Raw genomic sequence first — 20,196 nt, 5'->3', positions numbered from 1 at the left:
CAGATTACTTAAGCAAATTCTCCAGCGCCTCTTGAGCCCGCGGGTAATGGTAGGTAAATCCTTTTTTTACCGCCTTTTCCGGGTAGGCGTGCTGTCCTTCCAGGACCAGTACACTCATCTCTCCAAGAAGGCTTTTGATGGCGAAGGAGGGAGCAGGAAGCCAGTGGGGCCGTCCAAGTGTTTCTCCGAGCTCTTTGCCAAAATCACTGTTCTGTACGGGATAAGGTGCCGTCACATTAACGGGTCCTACCATGCCTGGCTGCAGGCAAAACTCAATAAGCCTGGCCGCATCCTCAAGATGAATCCATGATACCCACTGTCTGCCTGAACCGATTCTTCCGCCGGCAAAAAATTTATAGGGCAAAGCCATTTGGGAGAGAGCACCGCCTTTTTCACTAAGAATAACGCCAAACCGCGCAAAAACGGTGCGAATTCCCAATTCATTGGCATGACTTGCTTTTTGCTCCCAGAGCCGGGCCACTTCCGAGAGAAAATTTTCGTTTTTCGGTGTGGAGCGTTCAGTGAAATGCTCTTGTTCCGATGTTCCGTAATAACCGACAGCGGAGGCATTGAGCAGCACGGACGGTTTTTCGGGGAGCTCAGACAGGATACGCAGTACTTCATCCGTGGCCTTCATTCGGCTGTCCATAATTTTTTTCTTTTTCTCATCGGTCCATCTTCCGTTGATGCTTTCACCGGCCAGGTTAATTAAGGCATCGATGCCTTGAAGCTCATGTTCCGGTGTACTCTCATTACCCAGCCATGGCACATACCTGAGCTTTGGATGGTCGGATTTCTTGTCAGAACGCGTCAGTATGTACACTTCATGGTTCTTCGACAGCAAAAGCTTGGTGATGGCCGAGCCGATGAGTCCGGTACCGCCTGTGATTGCAATTTTCATAAAAACCTCCTGTTGGTAATTTTCCAGAAAAGTTATTTAAAAATTAAGAATATTTGTTATAATTGCACTGTAATTATATCAATGTTTTGAGGGGGAGCCTAATGGAAACACAGCCGAGCACGATTAGAAAGAAAAGTAATCCGGTCGCAAAGGCCTTGATCTGGATTGCTGTTGCCCTTGCTGGAGGCATTAGCTTATCTGTTATTGCCCTGCAGAGGGACGAACACATTAATGCCATCTGGTTCGTGGTGGCATCTCTCGCAACATACGCAGTTGCTTATCGCTTTTATTCCCGTTTTATCTCCAATAAAATCTTCGGATTGGACAAGAGGCGTGCGACGCCGGCTGAAAGGTACACGGACGGTAAGGATTATGTGCCAACCAATAAATGGGTCCTTTACGGTCATCATTTTGCTGCAATTGCTGGTGCGGGTCCACTGGTGGGGCCCACCCTGGCTGCCCAGATGGGATATCTTCCAGGAACGATCTGGATTGTCGCGGGAGCTGTTCTTGCGGGCTGTGTCCAGGATTTCGTCGTCTTGATTATTTCCATGAGGCGAAAAGGTAAATCGATCGGGGAGATAGCAAGAGAAGAGATCGGTCCTGTCGGAGGATACCTTGCACTCGTTGGTGTATTTGCCATCATGATCATTTTGATTGCAGTTTTGGGGCTTGTCGTTGTAAACGCTTTAAAAGCGAGCCCATGGGGAATGTATACCATTGCGATGACGATTCCGATCGCCTTGTTCATGGGAATCTACATGAAATTTTTGCGGCCGGGAAGGGTGGGGGAAGCTTCAATCATCGGGTTTGCTCTGTTGATTTTTGCACTTGTCAGCGGTCAATGGGTGGCAGATTCTGCCACACTGGCCCCGATGTTTACATTCGAAGGAAAAACGATCGCTATTATGATGATTGTTTACGGATTCCTGGCTTCCGTGCTTCCAGTCTGGCTTTTGCTCGCTCCGCGTGATTACTTGAGCACATTTTTGAAGGTTGGGGTCATCGGTTTGCTGGCTGTCGGCATATTCATTGTTATGCCGGAAATCAAAATGCCTGCGCTGACCAAGTTCGTGGACGGAACGGGTCCGGTATTCTCGGGGAATCTGTTTCCATTTTTGTTCATCACCATTGCCTGTGGAGCAGTCTCGGGATTCCACTCTTTGATTTCTTCCGGTACAACGCCAAAGCTGATTGCCAATGAGAAACATGCCAACATGATTGGATATGGCGGAATGCTGACTGAATCCTTTGTAGCGGTAATGGCTCTTGTTGCAGCTACCCTTTTATCTCCAGGCGTGTATTTTGCAATCAACTCGCCGGGAGCGGCAATCGGCACAGATGTAAGCGCTGCCGCATCGACGATCTCCTCCTGGGGATTCTCGGTCAGTGCGGATGAAATCAATTCGCTTGCCCAGCAGGTGGATGAAGAGAGCATTCTTTCACGGACAGGAGGTGCTCCGTCATTAGCCGTCGGAATGGCACACATTTTTTCCAAAATGGTCGGTGGACCTCAGCTGATGGCGTTTTGGTACCATTTCGCCATCCTCTTTGAGGCAGTCTTCATATTAACGACGATTGATGCAGGAACGAGGGTCGGGCGTTTTATGCTTCAGGATTTACTCGGCAACATTTGGAAGCCGATCGGAAAAACGGATTGGATGCCTGCCGTTTATATTACAAGTGCCATTGTAGTTGCGGCATGGGGTTATTTCCTTGTCGTAGGTGTCACTGACCCGCTGGGCGGCATCAACACGCTCTGGCCGCTCTTTGGCATAACAAATCAGATGCTGGCAGCCATTGCTCTGATTGTGGCAACAACAGTCATCATCAAGATGGGCAAAACCAAATATTGCTGGGTCACGCTGGCCCCGCTTGCCTGGCTCATGATTGTGACGTTTACGGCCGGCTGGCAAAAAATCTTTTCTCAGCTTCCGAAAATTGGCTTCCTGAAGCAGGCGGAAGTGACAAAGCAGGCGTTAACTGCAGGAAAGCTGCCACCGACCATACCGACTGAGGAAGCAGCCAAACAGATTATCTTTAACAACCAGTTAAATGCGGTGCTTACCGGCATCTTTATGCTTCTTATTCTCGGTGTTCTGATTGATGCCCTGAGGATTTGGGGAAAAGTGTGGTTTAAGAAAGAAGAACTGCCGACAAGTGAGGATCCGTTTAAACAGACGAAAATCAGCGAGGTGTCCTGATGAGAACTTTTATTCAAAAAATCAGGCAGGGGGCCGGAGTTATCCGCAAGATCGGGAAGGGAGTATCAAATCTTCCAGATTATGAGTCCTACGTCGCTCATATAAAAATACATCATCCCGAGGTGGCCCCGCCTACAGAGGCTGAATTTTTCAATGATTTTTTGGACAAAAAATACGGAGCATCCGCCAGGAGATGCTGTTAAAAAACGAGAGTCCGCATAAGGTTATGCGGGCTCCTTTTCTGGTCTTATATGTTAATATAAAAGTATTAGCGGGGTGAGAAATATGACAGTCATTACAAAGATCACAACTCAAAAAAAGAATGCGGACCGTTTCAATATCTACATCGACCAGGGCACAGGAGAAGAGTATGGCTTCAGTGTTGATACTGATATTTTGATTAAATACAAATTGAAAAAAGGACTGAAAATTGATACAGAGGAGCTAAGAGACCTCCTCTATGAAGATGAAATCAAAAAAGGATTTAACACCTCTCTTCAATATCTTTCATTTCGAATGAGGTCTGTGAAGGAAGTCCGGGACTACTTGAAAAAGAAGGAGTACGACGATAATGCCATCGAAGAGGTGATCAAGCGGCTGCTGGAGTACCGATATCTTGATGATGCCGAGTTTGCCCTGATGTTTGTACGGACAAGGAAGAATACCACATCAAAAGGGGTGGGGGTCATAAAAAGAGAGCTGTCACAAAAAGGCATTCCCGAACCTGTTATTGAAAAAGCATTAAAGGAATATCCGCTTGAAGAGCAAGTTGAGACGGCTGCTTCTTTCGCTCAGAAAAAGGCAAACCAAAATAAAGACGTGTCCAGTAATGAAAGGAGAAATAAAATATCCCAGCAGCTCCAGCAAAAAGGATACTCCTGGGATGTGATTGAAGAAGCTCTGCGAAATATTGACCTGAAAAGCTCAAGGGATGAAGAAAGGGACGCTTTGTTAAAGCAGGCCAACAAGGCCCATAAGCGCTATAAAAAGTTTTCCGGTCTGCAATACCGCAACAAAATGAAGCAGCATCTATATGGGAAGGGATTTCCTGTGGATATGATCGATGAAGTGCTTAATTCTGATTTTACCGATCAATAAAGATTTCTGCTTTTCCGGTGTCTTCAGCTGCAATTTGCACAGCCACCTGCTCAGGTGTTTTAAACCGCGATTTGTCCTTCACATGGTCGCTGTCCTCCCAAAACGGCGTATCCATTCCTCCCATGTAAACCGCTGTTACGCTGATGCCGGTTCCGTCCAGTTCTTTTACCAGACTTTCCGTAAATCCTCTCACGGCAAATTTGCTGGCGCAATAGACGGATTCATTTACTTTGCCCCGAAGTCCTGCGGTGGAAATGATGTTCATGATTTGGCCTTCTGCTTTTTCCTTTAAATAAGGCAAAGCCGTCATCGTAGTGAATAGTGGGCCTTTTACATTGACATCCAGCAAAAGGTTCACTTCCTCCTCTGTAAACTTTTCCAGGGGCCCAAAGATCCCCGAGCCGGCATTATTGATCAGCATATGTATGTCCTCTTGCTGAAAAAGCTGTCCAAATACGTGTTTTACTTCCTCCATGGATGTTACATCACACGCATAACAATCCGCGTGCAGCCCTCTTTGCACCAGCACATCTTTCACCATCGTCAATTTCATTAAGGTACGTCCGATAAGGATTACTTTATACTTTTTTGCATATTCTTCCGCGAGCGCCGCTCCAAGTCCTGAGCCGCCCCCGGTAATGATCACTGATTTCATGGGATCATCCTTTCAATACGTTTGGATTCTTATACAATGTTTATTATACTAAAAGCAGAAGAATGGAGGCTCATCATGGAAAAAAGATATAGTGAAATGAACAAGACAGAACTACAGAACGAAATTGCTAACCTTCATGCAAAAGCGCAAAAGGCGGAACAAATGGGAATGGTCAGCGAATTTGCCGTGTATGAGCGGAAAATTATGATGGCAAAATCATATATGATGGATACAGCCCTGTTTGATCCCGGAAAAACATACGGCGTAGAGGGGGATCCCGGATCTTCCTTTAAAATATTGTATATGAATGGGATTTTTGCCTGGGGATACCGAGACGAATCGCAGGAATTGGAAGCTTTCCCGATCGCCATGCTGCAGCAGCCCGGCCAATAATTGAAAAAAGAAGCGGAAAGGGCCGCTTCTTTTTCCGGCACTACTAACGCTTGCGTGTTTGGATGTAAGCCGCTTGGCATCGCTGATTGTTTCAGCAACATCCATAACCGCAAGAGCTATTGATCATCCCGGTGTCGATTGGATTGAAACATTCGTTCCTCTGGATGGTCACGAATGGATCCGTCTGGCCGCTTGGAAGAGAATTCTTCTTTGGCTCTCGGCTCACCTGAGAAGGAGATCCGATTAGGAAAGTTTTTTGATTTGTTTCGCATGTTTAGCCCTCCTTTTAATCGGTTCCCATCTAGTATGGTTTGAATAAAAACCTTTAATGTGAACAGAAAACGGCAAAATAATGGATAAGGAGGAAGAAAAAATGGAGGATAGATTTGACCGCCTTGCCCGTGTGCTCATGTCCAAAAATGAACATCTCACCTATGACGATGCCAGAAGCTGGATCGAAGGATTGTGGGAAGATTTTGAATCATCCCGTGCGCGTGCGGGATACAAATATGGCGGTAAAAATAAAACAGAAGAAATGGTTGTGCAATGGATCAACAGCTTTGGTCCCAAGCTCCATGAATACGAAACAACCAATCCCAAATTTAAACACTTGAAAAAAAAGAAGTGATGAAGGAGTTTCCTTCATCACTCGTTTTTTAATACACCCGGTGTATAATCCAGTTTTTTTCGCAATCTGTCCTCACTGTATACCCAGCCGGTATAAGACGTTATGATATTTAATTCTTCATCCAACTGGACAATGGCGACAAAGGGATAATGCCCTTTGCTTCTGTAGCGAAGGTCGATAAAACGGACTTCATGTCCATGGCTGTTCTTTTCCACCTCCCACCGGTAAACCGGTGAAAAGGAAAGGAACGCCGAAAGGTTTTTGTCTTTCTTGGCGGCATGAATAACGTCTGTATCGGGCACTTCTACACGGTCAAAGGTGTCGAGCACCCTGAAACGGCCTTGTTTCATGTTACCTACAAAGAATTGATGTTTTGTTTTAATGGCCAGATGGTACTGTCCCCATTTGATGGTGGGGGATGCGATGACTTCAATGGTTTCCGGTATGTGATGCCGGACCACCTGGGCAATCCGGTGACGGTTCCAGATCCTGAGCAAATAATAACCAGCCAGGATAATATAGGTTACTGCAAACGTCCTTCCTGGATCAAAGCCTCCGTACCATAATGCCAATCCGAGCAAATGAAGGATGAAAATGAATGGGTCAAAAATGCTGATGACACCCAGAGCGACCCACTTCTTTGAAAAAGGATAGAGAGCCTGTGTGCCGTAAGCATTAAATATATCGACAAAAACATGGAGAAACACTGCCAGGGACGTCCAAAGCCATAAATGCAGACCATTGGCTCCGGGGCTCAGTCCATAAATAATTAATGACAGTACAGCCGGCCAAATAAACAGGGCAGGTACGGAGTGGGTGATTCCCCGATGGTTGCGGATGTAAACGGCATTGTTTCTTAATTTTAAAATGGTGTCAAAATCGGGTGCTTGTGAACCGATCAGTGTACCCAGAATAACAGCATGGGCAGTGATGGAATCGGAAGAGACGGCCGGATCAAGCATTGCCAGCCCGCCAAGCCCGAGCCCCATTACGACATGGGTTCCAGTATCCAATTTACACACCTCCTAACGTGTTTAGTGGGTGAATGGAGGATCTTACCTTGAATGATAAACTAACGGTTTTTATTGAATATAAAGTAAACACCGATCAGGTCGGTGAATACGAAATGTATATGAAAAAAGTGCTTGATGCATTAATGAAAGATGGTGTGTCGACGCCTGTCTGGATGAAAGCCATCGACCAGGATTTTCTGTATGTTGAATGTTTTGATGTCAGTGATCCACAAGCTTACAACTCCATTAAAGAAAAGCGACTGTCCACAGAGCATACCGTTTATGGAGCGCTGGAGCAAATGATTTCCGGCGGCCTGTCAAAGCTCCATTGCTGGGCATTTGAAAAGAAAGGTGAATAAGCATTTTGAATTCTTATACTGACGATTTTTCGATTTTAAATTTTCAGCGAGACCTGGTGGACTGGTACAAAATGAACCAGCGTGATCTGCCATGGAGAGCAGATCAGGATCCCTATAAAGTATGGGTCTCGGAAATCATGCTTCAACAAACCCGTGTGGACACGGTTATTCCCTACTTCAATCGGTTCCTTGGCCTTTTCCCAACGCTCGAAGCGCTTGCCGAAGCAGATGAAGAGAAGGTGTTGAAGGCATGGGAGGGTTTAGGTTATTATTCCCGCGTTCGCAATTTGCAAACCGCAGTAAAAGAGGTTGCCGAGCAATATGGAGGAAGAGTCCCCGATACACCGGAGGAAATATCCAAGCTAAAAGGTGTCGGGCCCTATACCGCTGGAGCGATACTGAGCATTGCCTATGGCGTCCCGGAACCCGCGGTGGATGGCAATGTTATGCGTGTACTGTCACGGATTCTGCTCATTGAAGAAGATATTGGAAAGGCGAAATCGCGGACTTTATTTGAAAAGGCGGTTCGCGAGCTTATTTCAAAGGAAGATCCTTCCTCATTCAATCAGGCACTGATGGAGCTTGGAGCACTGATCTGCACACCAAAATCTCCGGCTTGCCTGATTTGCCCTGTTCATGAGCACTGCCGTGCCTTTGAACAGGGAAGGCAGCGGGAACTTCCTGTAAAGGAGAAGAAAACAAAAGTTCGTCATGTGGATATAGCTGCTCTTATTTTGCGGAGAGAAGATGGGAAATATCTCATTCACAAACGGCCCAAGGAGGGCCTGCTCGCTAATTTGTGGGAATTTCCGAATGTTCCGGTCAAAAAAAGAGGGCAAAGTGAAATTGAAGATCTTAAAGTTTTTCTCGAAGCCGAATGGGGAATATCAGCAGAAATCGGAGACCATATCAGTAACCTTGACCACGTATTTTCCCATCTGAAGTGGGATATTCAATTATTCGAAGGGCGATGCATCTATGAAATTGGAGACAAGGATGACCTCAAGTGGGTAACCTTTGAGGAAATGAAAGCTTATCCTTTTCCGGTCTCACATCAAAAAATTATAAAATTGGCGAAAGAGGTGGCAGTCTTATGAATTTAGGTCTTGATCAGAAAAGAGTATTAATTACCGGAGGTTCCAAGGGCATTGGAAAGGGAATTGCCAAGCTGTTCCTGGAAGAAGGAGCATTTGTCGGCATTTGCGGACGACAGGAGGAGACGCTGACAGAAGCGAAGGAAGAATTGGGCCAAGCCCTTTTTACCATGAAGGGGGATGTGACGTCACCTGAAGACCGGGAACGCATTCTTCAGGAATTCATCTCGCATTTTGGAGGCATCGATATCCTTGTTAATAATGCGGGAGGAAGCAATGGATCGGCTGTAATGGAAACCACAATGGACCAATTTGAAGAATCGGTGCATTTGAATTATTTGTCCGCGGTTGGGATGAGCAAGATGGCAGCGGAAAAAATGGTAAAGCAGGAAAAGGGCACAATTCTTAACCTTTCTTCCATCTTCGGCCGAGAGTCGGGTGGAAAGCCAACCTACAATGCCAGCAAAGCAGCTCTCATCTCGTTTACAAAGTCCTTTGCAGATGAAATGATATCCCAGGGCGTGAGGGTTGCGGGAATTGCGCCGGGTTCTGTATTGCATCCAACGGGTAACTGGCAGCGCCGGCTGAAAGAAACTCCGGAGAAAATCAACCAGTATATTCAGCAAAACATTCCAGCCCAGCGATTTGGAACGGTAGAGGAAATTGCCAACACGGTTGTATTTTTGGCATCTGACCGGGCTTCTTGGGTGGTTGGTGCCACGTTGAACGTTGACGGCGGGCAATCGTACAGTAATTTTTAAATGAAAGGTGATCCTGAACGTTCAGGATCACCTTTTGTGTGTTTTAGTCCACTTTGGGGGTAGTGCCTCTCTCATAACTCGCTTCATCGCTTTTCAGACCGCCCCTGGCTTCAATTTCCTTGATGATTTCTCGATGTATGGTCACACCTTCTTCGTTTAAATAAGGTGTAATCTGCTGGAAAGACTGGTGAAAGTGTGCCAGTTCACTGTCCTTCCATTCCTTTTTATCCATCATATCCAGCTCGCTCATGTCTCTTCCTACATACATGATGTTACCTCCCAGTGCCAGTTTTGGTGCATACGCACCACGCTAAAAAGCTTTTTTAGTTTTTCATCCCGTTTGCAATCCTATACCCGGTCTGGGGATGCCGCAACCACGGAAAATATTCATCAAAAAAAATTTTTTTGCTCACATAAAAACATTTGATGAGGGTTAAATTAATTTTCGTGGAGGTGATACACATGGACAAACAGTCAAAAACAAACGCACAGCAAGTTAGACGTCAAAACCAACAGTCTCAAGCTGGCCAAGGTCAATACGGTGCTGAGTTTGGAAGCGAAACTGACGCTCAACAGGTTCGTCAGCAAAACGCTCAATCTCAACAACGCAAAGGCCAAGGTAACCAACAGTAACCTCTATCCATTAATGCTCCCTGCTATACGCAGGGGGCATTTTTGGTTTTCTGGGTTTTTTGACTACATACAGGGGGAAAAGAACTAGGCAATGAAAAAATGGGCGAGCTTTTTTTCAATAAACAGGGTAACTATCATTTCCAAACTATTCTTAAAACGATATACTATAGAAGAGAAAATAACGTAAAGTAACTGATCTTGGGGATGATGAACGCCGGGCAGGGCTAGAATAGTGATGAGACGACACAATGAACGTATTTTGCAACGAAGCTGGTGAATTACCTATATGTATTATTTTAAACGGAAAGGAGTAACCCCATAACTGGTAAACCATTGGCTTCCGGAATCGCGAAGGAAAGGAGAGGCATATGAGTTTTCCCACACCCGGAAGTATTATTGATATTCAGAGCTACAAACATAATGGATCCCTCCATCGAACCTGGGAAGATACGGTTATCCTGAAAGGAAGCTCGTCAGTTGTTATTGCGGGGAATGACCGTATTCTGGTAACAGAATCAGATGGCAGGCAGTGGCGGACACGAGAACCGGCAATCTGCTACTTTAACGCTAAACAGTGGTTTAATGTCATCGGCATGATCCGGCAGGATGGTTTTTATTACTATTGCAACCTGGGGACACCGTATATTTGGGATAATGAGGCGCTAAAATATATTGATTATGATCTGGATATAAAAGTTTTTCCTGATATGTCCTATATACTGCTCGATGAAGATGAATACAGCCTGCACCGACAGATCATGAAATACCCGCCAGAGCTTGATTACATTATCCAAAAGAACCTAAATGATTTAATTTCCATGATCAATCAGAGAAAGGGCCCGTTTGAACCTGGCTTTATAGAGCAATGGTACGAGCGGTATTTGGAATTCAGATAAGAAAAAACCTGTTGAATCAAGCATTCAACAGGTTTTTCTGCCCATAAGGATGTATACTATAGATGTTTGCGATGGACGCCTTGGCTGGATCCGGACGGGATCTTTCCTCAGGCGTTATTTTGGTATGAAAGCGTGTTAAACGGCCGCTTCAGCATTTCTTGATCCAGCTTCAGCGACCAAAAGCTTGGTTGTTTCACTCTCTCACAAAATACAAAAAGCGTATTTATGTTTGAGAGTTCCAACGCCTTCGCTTTTAAACGGCCGCTTCAGTATTTCTTGATCCAGCTTCAGCGACCAAAAGCTTGGTCGTTTCACTCTCTCACAAAATACAAAAAGCGTATTTATGTTCGAGAGTTCCAACGTCTTCGCTTTTAAACGGCCGCTTCAGTATTTCTTGATCCAGCTTCAGCGACCAAAAGCTTGGTTGTTTCACTCTCTCACAAAATACAAAAAGCGTATTTATGTTCGAGAGTTCCAACGCCTTCGCTTTTAAACGGCCGCTTCAGCATTTCTTGATCCAGCTTCAGCGACCAAAAGCTTGGTTGTTTCACTCTCTCACAAAATACAAAAAGCGTATTTATGTTCGAGAGTTCCGACGCCTTCGCTTTTAAACGGTCGCTTCAGCATTTCTTGATCCAGCTTCAGCGACCAAAAGCTTGGTTGTTTCACTCTCTCACAAAATACAAAAAGCGTATTTATGTTCGAGAGTTCCAACGCCTTCGCTTTTAAACGGTCGCTTCAGCATTTCTAACTAGGGTGTGATGTTTTGGATAGTATCAAACGGTATTTGGGTTTTGTTAAACCTTATAAAAAACAGATCGGATGGACGATTGTGATCGGGATTTTGAAATTTGGGATTCCGCTCCTTATTCCGCTCATCTTAAAATATGTGGTGGACACGATTATTGGCGGGGAAGGATTATCGACCAGTGAAAAAATGGTCAAACTGTTCTGGTTGATGGGAGGAGCATTCTTTATTTTTGGAGTGCTGCGGCCGCCGATTGAATATTACAGACAGTATTACGCCCAATGGGTAGGCAGTAAAGTTTTATACGATATAAGAGACAAGCTGTATCAGCATATTCAGCGGCTCTCCTTGCGTTTTTACTCCAATAATAAATCGGGAGAAATCATCTCCAGGGTCATTAATGATGTGGAGCAGACCAAAGATTTTGTCATTACCGGGTTAATGAATGTCTGGCTGGACATGTTTACGATTGTGATTGCCATCGTGATTATGGCCACCATGGACGGCTGGCTGACGGTAGTGGCACTGGCCATGCTGCCGTTCTATGGCCTATCGGTTAAATACTTTTATACAAGGCTGCGCGGACTGACCAAACAGAGATCGCAGGCGCTTGCCGAAGTTCAGGGGCATTTGCACGAGAGGGTGCAGGGAATGTCCGTGATCCGGAGTTTCGCTCTTGAAGACTATGAACAGGTTCAATTTAATAAAAGAAATTCCCATTTTCTTAACAAAGCGATGGATCAAACGACATGGAATGCCAAAACGTTTGCTGTGGTGAACACCATTACAGATATTGCTCCGTTGCTTGTTATTGGCTTTGCGGCCTACCGGGCCATCGGAGGGCATATTTCCATCGGGGAAGTGGTGGCTTTTGCAGGCTATATGGACAGGCTGTACAATCCTCTACGAAGACTGGTGAATTCATCCACCACGCTGACACAGTCCCTGGCTTCCATGGACAGGGTCTTTGAATTTATGGATGAAGAATATGATATCTATGACCAGCCAAAAGCCAGAAAACTGAACGGAGTAAAAGGGCAGCTTTCATTTGATAACGTGTACTTCCGTTACAATGAGAGTGAACCTTATGTATTAAAAGGAATCAATCTGGAAGTGGAACCTGGTCAGACGATCGCCCTTGTGGGAATGAGCGGCGGCGGAAAATCATCCCTCGTCAGTCTGATTCCAAGGTTCTATGATGTTTCCGAAGGCAGCATTCAACTGGACGGGGAAGACATCCGCAACTTTAAGGTACGTTCGCTGAGGGATAAAATCGGCATGGTTCTGCAGGATAACATTTTATTCAGTGAGTCTGTAAAAGCCAATATTCTCATGGGAAATCCTGATGCGTCTGATGAGGCAGTGATATCTGCGGCAAAAGCAGCCAACGCCCATGACTTTATCAATAGCCTCCCGGAAGGATATGACACAAAAATCGGAGAGAGGGGTGTCAAACTTTCCGGCGGCCAAAAGCAGCGGCTCGCTATTGCCAGGGTTTTTCTTAAGAATCCCCCGATTTTGATTCTTGACGAGGCAACATCCGCTCTCGATTTGGAAAGTGAACACTTGATCCAGGAATCGCTCGACAAGCTTGCAAAGGAACGGACGACGTTTATTGTCGCCCATCGATTGGCGACGATTACTCATGCCGACCGTATTGTAGTGGTGAATAATGGCGAAATTGCAGAAAGCGGAACCCATCAGGAACTTATGGCTCGACAAGGAGTTTATTATAATCTGTTTACGGTTCAGCAGCTTGGAGATTAAATGGGTAAGTCTAGGAATAAAGTTGTGATGTGTGAAACAGAAAACTAAGGAAAAGGGCGGTGTACACCATGTGCACCGCCTCTTTTTTTTATTAAAAAAGACCCGCATTTAACAAAAAATTGTTATTTCTTTTAAATTTTTAAAAATTTTCATATTGTCAAATTATCAGACTAGTGTCATAATTCGAAGTAGAGTGTCCTACTAAATGTTCACGCAGAAAGAAAAAAGCATCATAGAAAGGGGTTGGGTTAGTGAGCAGTCCTGTCTTGGAAGTTAAAGGATTAAGGACCTCCTTTATGACAGATGATGGTGAAATTTCTGTTGTTAATTCCATTGATTTTCAGGTGAATTCCGGAGAAGTGCTCGGAATCGTCGGAGAATCGGGATGCGGCAAGAGTGTTACCTCTTTATCTGTTATGGGACTTGTGCCTTCACCCGCGGGAAAAGTAGAGGGAGATATTCTGTTTAATGGGGAGAATCTTGTTTCAGCATCGGAAAAGAGAATGCGACAAATCCGCGGAAATGAAATCGCCATGATTTTTCAGGAGCCGATGACAAGTTTAAATCCGGTTTTCACCATCGGCAGCCAGCTGATCGAAGCTTTGCAAATACATAAAAAATGGCCAAAGAAAAAAGCTCAGGCACATGCCGTTGATATGCTGAAAATGGTTGGTCTTCCACGTGCGGAAGAATTAATGAAAGATTTTCCGCATCAATTATCTGGAGGAATGCGCCAGCGGGTAATGATTGCCATGGCCATGATCTGTGCTCCGAAACTGCTGATTGCAGACGAGCCGACGACGGCTCTTGATGTAACGATTCAGGCACAGATTCTTGAGCTGATGAAAAAACTCAATGAAGAGACAGATACAGCCATCATGATGATCACGCATGACCTTGGTGTGGTGGCAGAAATGTGCCAGCGTGTGGTTGTTATGTATGCAGGTAAAGTGGTGGAAGAGGCAGATGTCAAAACCATCTTTACATCTCCTAAGCATCCTTATACAGTAGGACTAATTCAGTCTGTTCCGGATATGAGGGATAAAAAAGAGAGACTGTACTCCATTCCAGGAAACGTACCAAAGCCCGGCTCGGTAAAAACGGGATGCCAATTTGCGCCCCGGTGCGCCCATGCGTTTGACCGCTGTATCAGCGAAACGCCTGCGCTGGAAAGCCTTGGAGGCAGCCAAAGGGTCCGATGCTGGCTGTACGAGGATGAGAAAGGGGTAGACATCGTTGACCGAACCATTAGTTAAAGTTGAAAATCTTAAGAAACATTTTCCGATAAAAGGCGGTCTTCTTGGAAAGACCATTGGTGAAGTAAAGGCTGTAGACGGAATATCTTTTACCATCCAAAAAGGGGAAACACTGGGCCTTGTAGGGGAGAGCGGCTGCGGCAAGTCGACGACAGGACGCATGCTGCTGAGGCTTCTGGAACCAAGTGAAGGAAATGTTTTTTTTGAAGGAAAAGATGTTCTCGGCCTGTCTTCAAATGAAATGCGCAAAATGCGAAGAGAAATGCAAATGGTGTTTCAAGACCCCTTTGCTTCACTCAATCCGAGACATACCGTTGAGAAAATTTTGGAGGAGCCGCTGCTCGTCCACGGTGTGAAAGATGCAAAGGAACGAAAGAAACGGGTGAAGGAGCTTCTGGAGGTTGTTGGACTGAACAGCTACCATGCCAATCGCTATCCCCACCAGTTCAGCGGCGGACAGCGCCAGCGGATCGGGATTGCACGCGCACTGGCTGTAAACCCCAAACTGATTATTGCCGATGAGCCTGTATCTGCATTGGATGTTTCCATCCAATCTCAGGTGCTCAACCTTTTGCAGGATCTTCAAAAGGATTTTGGTTTAACCTACTTGTTTATTGCCCACGATCTGGGTGTGGTCAGACATATCAGCGACAGGGTGGGGGTCATGTATCTCGGCAGGATAGTAGAGCTGTCAGACAGTGAACCGCTTTATGATAATCCACTTCACCCTTATACCCAGGCTTTGCTATCGGCGGTGCCTATTCCGGACGTAGAAATCAAGAAGGAACGCATCATACTTAAAGGGGATGTACCAAGTCCCTCCAATCCGCCAAAAGGCTGTGCATTTCATACCCGCTGCCCACAGGCAATGGATGTGTGTTCTGCCAGACGGCCCGAATTTAAGGAAGTGGATAAAGGCCATTACGTAGCTTGTCATCTTTATGAATGACAGCTCGTACACATAAATAGAGGCAAAAAAACTATATGAAAATGGGGGAAAGAACATGAAGAAAAGTTCATTAACAGTTTTGGTGTTACTCTTGGTTCTCTCACTGGGGCTCGCCGGCTGTAAGTCTTCAAGTGAAGGCGCCAGCAGCGATGGAAAAGAAAAAGGCGGCGGCGTCATGATTTATGGACGAGGCGGCGATGCGGTTGGACTGGACCCGGCTCATGAAACAGACGGTGAATCTTTTATCGTTACAGAGCAAGTATTTGAAACATTGACAGGCTATAAAAAAGAAAATACAGATGTTGTGCCTGAGTTGGCAAAGAGCTGGGATATTTCCAAGGACGGCCTTAAATACACGTTCAAACTTGAAAAAGGAGTTAAATTCCAGGATGGCACCGATTTTAATGCAGATGCTGTTGTGAAAAACTTCGAGCGCTGGGTGAATGGCGACGCTGCCAAATTCCCTTACTATGCTTCCATGTTTGGCGGATTCAAGAACGATCCTGGCCAGGTGATTAAAGAAGTAAAAGCACTTGATGATTCTACAGTTGAATTTACGCTGAAACGCCCGCAAGCGCCATTCCTTAAAAACCTTGCGATGAGCCCGTTTGCGATTTCAAGCCCTGCTGCGATTGACAAATATGGCGATAAATACGGAGAGCATCCTGTAGGAACAGGACCTTTCAAGTTTAAAGAGTGGAAGCGTGGAGACACGATTTCTGTGGTTAAAAACGATAAGTACTGGAAAAAAGGACTTCCTAAGCTTGACGGTGTTACGTTTAAAGTCATTAAAGACAACTCTGCCCGCCTCAATGCGTTGACCAAGGGCGAAGTGGACTTGATCGACGGAGTAAACCCAAGTGACATTGATAAAATCAAATCGGATAAAAATCTCCAAATTTTTGAGCGTCCTTCCATGAACGTTGCTTACTTCGGTTTCAATACGGAAAAAGCACCATTCAACAAAAAAGAAGTACGCCAGGCGATCAGCCATCTTGTAAACAAAGATGATTTGATCAAAAACTTCTACAATGGAACAGCTGAACCTGCAATAACGCCGCTTCCATCTTCCATTGCCGGACAAAATAAGGATGTAAAAGACTATGCTTATGACGAAGCAAAAGCAAAAGAGCTTCTGAAAAAAGCAGGATATCCAAACGGTTTTAAGATGGATCTTTGGGCAATGCCGGTATCACGTCCTTATATGCCAAACGGACAAAAAATTGCTGAAGCCATCCAGGCAAACCTTGCAAAAGTTGGAATCAAAGCAAACATTGTAACGTTTGAGTGGGGTACGTACCTTGAGAAACTGCGTAAAGGCGAATCACCTGCTTTCTTGATCGGTTGGACAGGGGATAACGGAGATGCGGATAACTTCTTGTATACGCTTCTTGATAAAGATACGATCGATTCCAATAACTATTCCCGCTATAAGAGCGAACCGGTTCATAAACTGTTGATTGAAGCACAATCCACAGCTGATGAAGCAAAACGTGAAGAGCTATACAAAAAAGCACAGGAAATCATTCACGAAGATGCACCATGGGTTCCTCTTGTACATGCTAAGCCACAGCTTGCTGGTGTGAACACGATTAAAGGTTTCTACCCGCATCCTAAAGGCTCTCAATCATTTGTTGATGTTTCCATGTCGAAGTAATGAAAAAACGGGGGAGTATCTTGCATGCTCCCCTTTTGTTTTGGAGAAAAACATCAGGATGTAACACAACTATGCGTAAATGAGGTGTGGACATGTTTTCTTATACAATCAGAAGGGTTGGTTTGCTGATACCCGTACTTCTTGGCATGACGTTCATTGTATTTATGATGATTCGCGCGATCCCTGGTAATCCTGCGCAATTGATCCTGGGCCAGCAAGCGTCAAAAGACGCGATTGAAACACTGACAAAACAATTGGGCCTCGATCAGCCTTGGTATACGCAATTCGTTCATTACTTAGGCGGACTGTTCCAGGGCGATCTGGGGATGTCATTAAAAACAAGATCTCCGATCAGCGATGAAATCTGGCCGTATTTAGCAGCAACCATCGAACTGTCGCTTGTAGCGATTTTAATTGCTGTCATTGTCGGTGTGAATGCGGGCATTATTTCCGCCTGGTTTCAAAACTCATGGTTTGACTATGGGGTTATGCTGATTGCACTTATTGGGGTTTCCATGCCCATTTTCTGGCTCGGTTTAATGGAGCAATATTTTGTATCTATTAAATGGGACTTGCTTCCGACAACAGGACGGGACAATATACGGATGCCCGTGGAAGCCATCACGCATTTGTACTTGATCGATACGCTGATAGAGGGAAGGTTTGACCAGTTCATTGAAGTGGTGAAGCACTTAATCCTGCCTGGTATTGCCCTTGGTACCATTCCTATGGCGATCATTGCAAGGATGACCCGCTCCAGCATGCTTGAAGTCATGAGATCTGATTACATCCGTACAGCACGGGCAAAAGGATTGAAAATGTTCTGGGTGGTGTACAAGCACTCCTTGAAAAATGCGATGATTCCGGTTGTTACTGTCATCGGTCTGCAGACGGGGCTTCTTCTTGGAGGTGCCATTCTGACGGAAACCATCTTTGGATGGCCGGGAATCGGAACTTATATATACGATGCCATACAGTCACGTGACTATCCTGTGATCCAGTCCGGGATACTTGTAGTGGCGACATTGTTTGTTCTTATAAATCTGTTCGTTGATATACTGTATGCGGCCATTGATCCGCGCATTAAGTACTGATAGGGGGAGTTTAGTATGGCAGAATTGGCACAGAGCACACCACCGTTAAACAACCCGCCGGTGATGGAGCAAAGCGATGACAAAGTGATCTCGCCCTGGAAAGATGCGTGGCGCTCCTTTAAAAAGAATAAACTTGCAATGGTTGGATTGGGAATCGTTGTTTTTTTCATCTTGATCGCGATCTTCGCTCCGTTGTTGGCACCATACAGCTTTTCGGACCAAAAACTGGCGGACAAGCATCTTGCGCCTTCAGGCGAGCATTGGTTCGGTACGGATGAGTTTGGCAGGGATATTTTCAGCAGGGTACTCTACGGAGCAAGAATTTCCCTCTGGGTAGGATTTGTTTCCGTAGCCGGATCTGTTATTGTCGGCTCGGCCCTGGGAATTGTCGCGGGCTATTACGGCAAAATCGTGGATGGAATTATCTCCCGAATTTTTGATATTCTGCTTGCATTTCCGAGCATTCTTTTGGCCATCGCTGTTGTATCCGTTCTTGGGCCATCCCTGAGAAACGCATTGATTGCCATTGCCATCATTAACGTTCCGATATTCGGAAGACTTGTTCGTTCACGCGTGCTGAGTGTTAAGGAAGAAGAATACATTACAGCGGCAAAGGCGATCGGCATGAAGGATTCCAGAATCCTGATTCACCATGTACTTCCCAACAGTATGGCACCGATCATCGTTCAAGGGACACTAGCCATCGCGACAGCCATTATTGAAGCCGCAGCTCTCGGTTTTTTGGGTCTTGGAGCCCAGCCTCCAACTCCGGAATGGGGGAAAATGCTGGCGGATTCAAGGGATTTCATTATTCAGGCTCCTTGGACCGTTATCTTTCCGGGCCTCGCCATCATGCTGACCGTTTTGGGCTTTAACCTGATGGGGGACGGCCTCCGGGATGCACTCGATCCTAGAATGAAGAGCTAAAGTGCAAAAAACTCCTGACGTTTGTCAGGAGTTTTTTTATGGTTTTAATTGAGGTTCTCTTCTTTTATCGTCAGTTCATTATCATCAGTATGATGATTCTTAAAGCTTTCAACCAGGCGGTTCAAATGCTCCAACTGGTCACTGTAATCAATAATCAGCGCAAATACGGGAAACCATTGCATCCATTGATCATTTTCAACTTCGTTATAATAGTTCATGAAGGACTTCATTAACGAGCTCTTATTCTCATAAAGCTCATCAAGCATCCCTGTTGAATGCTGGGACCTGATTTTGCCTGTATATTTCAGCAGAACCTGTTCATGATAACTGGTCAGGCGTTCCACTTGTTCGGTGATCAGCTCCCGCAGCTCTTCGGGCATGCATAGCAATTCATTTTCATGACGGTGCAGGTTTCGCAGCAGTTCAAGCAGTTTCTTGGTTGTATGGATCATCTGCCGGTAGAGTACAAGCTTCCGGCCTTTGGTAAACTGATTGTTTTTAAGATAAGTGCGGTCCTCTTTGTATAAAAGATAGAGCTGATCCATCTTGATGCTGTTTTCCTTCATTGTCCCAATGTCATCTTTAATGGCCGAGTAGTCAGAGGCATGACGGTTAATCATGCGCATCCATTTAATAATGTCATCAGTTAAATTCGAAATGCTGAAATACAGCTTTGTTTCATGCTTTGGGGGCATAAAAATTAAGTTTACGAGAAAAGCGGATACGACGCCCAGCATAATGAGCAAAAACCGTCCAAGGGCAAACGAGAAAAAGTTTGGCGTCTGGCTTTCCATAATGACAATCACCGTCACGATGGCAAGGGGGATGGTCTTCTCCACATTGATTTTCAAGTTAACGGCGATAACGATAACTACGACAAATCCGATGACAAACGGACTGTTTCCGAGCAGGAGCACTCCGACAATGGCGAAGAATGCACCGATGATATTGCCCTGGATCTGTTCAATAATGGTTTGAAAGGATCGGTATATTGAAGGCTGAATCGCAAACGTGGCTGCAATTGCAGCAAAAACAGGTGTATTCAAATTAAAAAGCATGGCTAGATAAATGGCCATGGTGATGGCCAACCCCGTTTTTATCATTCGGGCTCCAAGTTTCATCTGAAAAGGTGTTCCCTTCTGTAATTAAAATTAGATCACTAA

General features: G+C 45.3%; 22 protein-coding genes. 16 read left to right on the top strand and 6 right to left on the bottom strand.

Going from position 1 to position 20,196, the window contains the following annotated elements:
* Positions 1 to 4: 4 nt before the first annotated feature.
* Entirely contained in the window at positions 5 to 901 is an 897-nt protein-coding gene (locus DMO16_RS12300) for a TIGR01777 family oxidoreductase (protein ID WP_061974301.1), read from the bottom strand.
* A 101-nt stretch (positions 902 to 1,002) separates the two neighbouring features.
* Between DMO16_RS12300 and DMO16_RS12295 the strand changes: the two genes are divergently transcribed.
* From DMO16_RS12295 to recX, 3 genes are all read left to right on the top strand, one after another.
* Positions 1,003 to 3,105: a carbon starvation CstA family protein gene (locus DMO16_RS12295; RefSeq protein WP_061974299.1), complete on the top strand. Its 2,103-nt coding sequence runs from the start codon at positions 1,003 to 1,005 to the stop codon at positions 3,103 to 3,105.
* On the top strand, positions 3,105 to 3,308 hold the full coding sequence (locus tag DMO16_RS25435; protein WP_061974297.1) for a YbdD/YjiX family protein: 204 nt from the start codon (positions 3,105 to 3,107) through the stop codon (positions 3,306 to 3,308). The genes DMO16_RS12295 and DMO16_RS25435 overlap by 1 nt, the downstream gene beginning before the upstream one ends.
* A gap of 82 nt (positions 3,309 to 3,390) precedes the next feature.
* Positions 3,391 to 4,203 (top strand): recombination regulator RecX, encoded by an 813-nt coding sequence (gene recX / locus DMO16_RS12285; RefSeq protein ID WP_129477704.1) that lies wholly within the window; start codon positions 3,391 to 3,393, stop codon positions 4,201 to 4,203.
* Here the strand turns inward: recX and DMO16_RS12280 are convergent.
* Entirely contained in the window at positions 4,190 to 4,858 is a 669-nt protein-coding gene (locus DMO16_RS12280; RefSeq protein ID WP_129477702.1) for an SDR family NAD(P)-dependent oxidoreductase, read from the bottom strand. The genes recX and DMO16_RS12280 overlap by 14 nt on opposite strands.
* A gap of 75 nt (positions 4,859 to 4,933) precedes the next feature.
* Between DMO16_RS12280 and DMO16_RS12275 the strand changes: the two genes are divergently transcribed.
* A complete protein-coding gene (locus DMO16_RS12275) occupies positions 4,934 to 5,251 on the top strand; it encodes a YfhH family protein (RefSeq protein ID WP_061974292.1) in 318 nt (105 codons plus the stop codon).
* Between the two features lie 116 nt (positions 5,252 to 5,367).
* On the opposite strand, the gene sspK is transcribed toward DMO16_RS12275, so the two are convergent.
* Positions 5,368 to 5,523, bottom strand: a complete 156-nt coding sequence (gene sspK / locus DMO16_RS12270; RefSeq protein WP_061974290.1) for a small, acid-soluble spore protein K — start codon at positions 5,521 to 5,523, stop codon at positions 5,368 to 5,370.
* A 101-nt stretch (positions 5,524 to 5,624) separates the two neighbouring features.
* Between sspK and DMO16_RS12265 the strand changes: the two genes are divergently transcribed.
* Positions 5,625 to 5,879, top strand: coding sequence for a YfhJ family protein (locus DMO16_RS12265; RefSeq protein ID WP_129477700.1), 255 nt, complete (start codon positions 5,625 to 5,627; stop codon positions 5,877 to 5,879).
* Between the two features lie 17 nt (positions 5,880 to 5,896).
* Here the strand turns inward: DMO16_RS12265 and DMO16_RS12260 are convergent, their stop codons facing one another.
* Positions 5,897 to 6,892, bottom strand: a complete 996-nt coding sequence (locus tag DMO16_RS12260) for a metal-dependent hydrolase (RefSeq protein WP_129477698.1) — start codon at positions 6,890 to 6,892, stop codon at positions 5,897 to 5,899.
* Positions 6,893 to 6,939: 47 nt separating this feature from the next.
* Between DMO16_RS12260 and DMO16_RS12255 the strand changes: the two genes are divergently transcribed.
* Genes DMO16_RS12255 through DMO16_RS12245 form a run of 3 tightly spaced genes read left to right on the top strand, consistent with a single transcriptional unit; the run spans position 6,940 to position 9,106 of the window.
* On the top strand, positions 6,940 to 7,251 hold the full coding sequence (locus DMO16_RS12255; RefSeq protein ID WP_061974284.1) for a hypothetical protein: 312 nt from the start codon (positions 6,940 to 6,942) through the stop codon (positions 7,249 to 7,251).
* Between the two features lie 5 nt (positions 7,252 to 7,256).
* Positions 7,257 to 8,348: an A/G-specific adenine glycosylase gene (gene mutY / locus DMO16_RS12250; protein WP_129477696.1), complete on the top strand. Its 1,092-nt coding sequence runs from the start codon at positions 7,257 to 7,259 to the stop codon at positions 8,346 to 8,348.
* The gene (locus DMO16_RS12245; RefSeq protein ID WP_129477694.1) at positions 8,345 to 9,106 is read left to right on the top strand and encodes an SDR family NAD(P)-dependent oxidoreductase; all 762 of its coding nucleotides are present in this window, start codon (positions 8,345 to 8,347) and stop codon (positions 9,104 to 9,106) included. Before mutY ends, DMO16_RS12245 begins: the two co-directional genes overlap by 4 nt.
* A 43-nt stretch (positions 9,107 to 9,149) precedes the next feature.
* Here the strand turns inward: DMO16_RS12245 and DMO16_RS12240 are convergent, their stop codons facing one another.
* The gene (locus DMO16_RS12240; protein WP_061974278.1) at positions 9,150 to 9,374 is read right to left on the bottom strand and encodes a hypothetical protein; all 225 of its coding nucleotides are present in this window, start codon (positions 9,372 to 9,374) and stop codon (positions 9,150 to 9,152) included.
* 188 nt (positions 9,375 to 9,562) lie between these two features.
* Here DMO16_RS12240 and DMO16_RS12235 point away from each other — a divergent pair, with 188 nt between their 5' ends.
* From DMO16_RS12235 to DMO16_RS12200, 8 genes are all read left to right on the top strand, one after another.
* Positions 9,563 to 9,739: a gamma-type small acid-soluble spore protein gene (locus DMO16_RS12235; RefSeq protein ID WP_090237575.1), complete on the top strand. Its 177-nt coding sequence runs from the start codon at positions 9,563 to 9,565 to the stop codon at positions 9,737 to 9,739.
* Between the two features lie 368 nt (positions 9,740 to 10,107).
* Complete coding sequence (gene ntdP / locus DMO16_RS12230) at positions 10,108 to 10,635, top strand: nucleoside tri-diphosphate phosphatase (RefSeq protein ID WP_061974274.1); 528 nt, start codon at positions 10,108 to 10,110, stop codon at positions 10,633 to 10,635.
* 766 nt (positions 10,636 to 11,401) lie between these two features.
* On the top strand, positions 11,402 to 13,150 hold the full coding sequence (locus DMO16_RS12225; RefSeq protein WP_129477689.1) for an ABC transporter ATP-binding protein: 1,749 nt from the start codon (positions 11,402 to 11,404) through the stop codon (positions 13,148 to 13,150).
* Positions 13,151 to 13,401: 251 nt separating this feature from the next.
* Positions 13,402 to 14,406, top strand: coding sequence for an ABC transporter ATP-binding protein (locus tag DMO16_RS12220; RefSeq protein WP_241840552.1), 1,005 nt, complete (start codon positions 13,402 to 13,404; stop codon positions 14,404 to 14,406).
* Positions 14,387 to 15,355, top strand: coding sequence for an ABC transporter ATP-binding protein (locus DMO16_RS12215; protein WP_061974268.1), 969 nt, complete (start codon positions 14,387 to 14,389; stop codon positions 15,353 to 15,355). Before DMO16_RS12220 ends, DMO16_RS12215 begins: the two co-directional genes overlap by 20 nt.
* A 55-nt stretch (positions 15,356 to 15,410) precedes the next feature.
* Positions 15,411 to 17,012, top strand: a complete 1,602-nt coding sequence (locus DMO16_RS12210; protein ID WP_129477687.1) for an ABC transporter substrate-binding protein — start codon at positions 15,411 to 15,413, stop codon at positions 17,010 to 17,012.
* Between the two features lie 92 nt (positions 17,013 to 17,104).
* Positions 17,105 to 18,106 carry an ABC transporter permease gene (locus DMO16_RS12205; protein WP_061974264.1) on the top strand — a complete coding sequence of 334 codons (1,002 nt, stop codon included), beginning with the start codon at positions 17,105 to 17,107 and terminating at the stop codon, positions 18,104 to 18,106.
* A 15-nt stretch (positions 18,107 to 18,121) separates the two neighbouring features.
* Positions 18,122 to 19,033 (top strand): ABC transporter permease, encoded by a 912-nt coding sequence (locus tag DMO16_RS12200; RefSeq protein WP_061974262.1) that lies wholly within the window; start codon positions 18,122 to 18,124, stop codon positions 19,031 to 19,033.
* 44 nt (positions 19,034 to 19,077) lie between these two features.
* Here the strand turns inward: DMO16_RS12200 and DMO16_RS12195 are convergent, their stop codons facing one another.
* A complete protein-coding gene (locus DMO16_RS12195; RefSeq protein WP_129477685.1) occupies positions 19,078 to 20,154 on the bottom strand; it encodes an FUSC family protein in 1,077 nt (358 codons plus the stop codon).
* Between the last annotated feature and the right edge of the window lie 42 nt (positions 20,155 to 20,196).

The organism is Fictibacillus sp. S7 (assembly GCF_004127935.1).
GTDB classification, from domain to species: Bacteria; Bacillota; Bacilli; order Bacillales; family Fictibacillaceae; genus Fictibacillus_C; species Fictibacillus_C enclensis.
The sequence above is the reverse complement of the archived record's forward strand: the minus strand, read 5'-3'. Positions and strand labels throughout refer to the sequence as shown.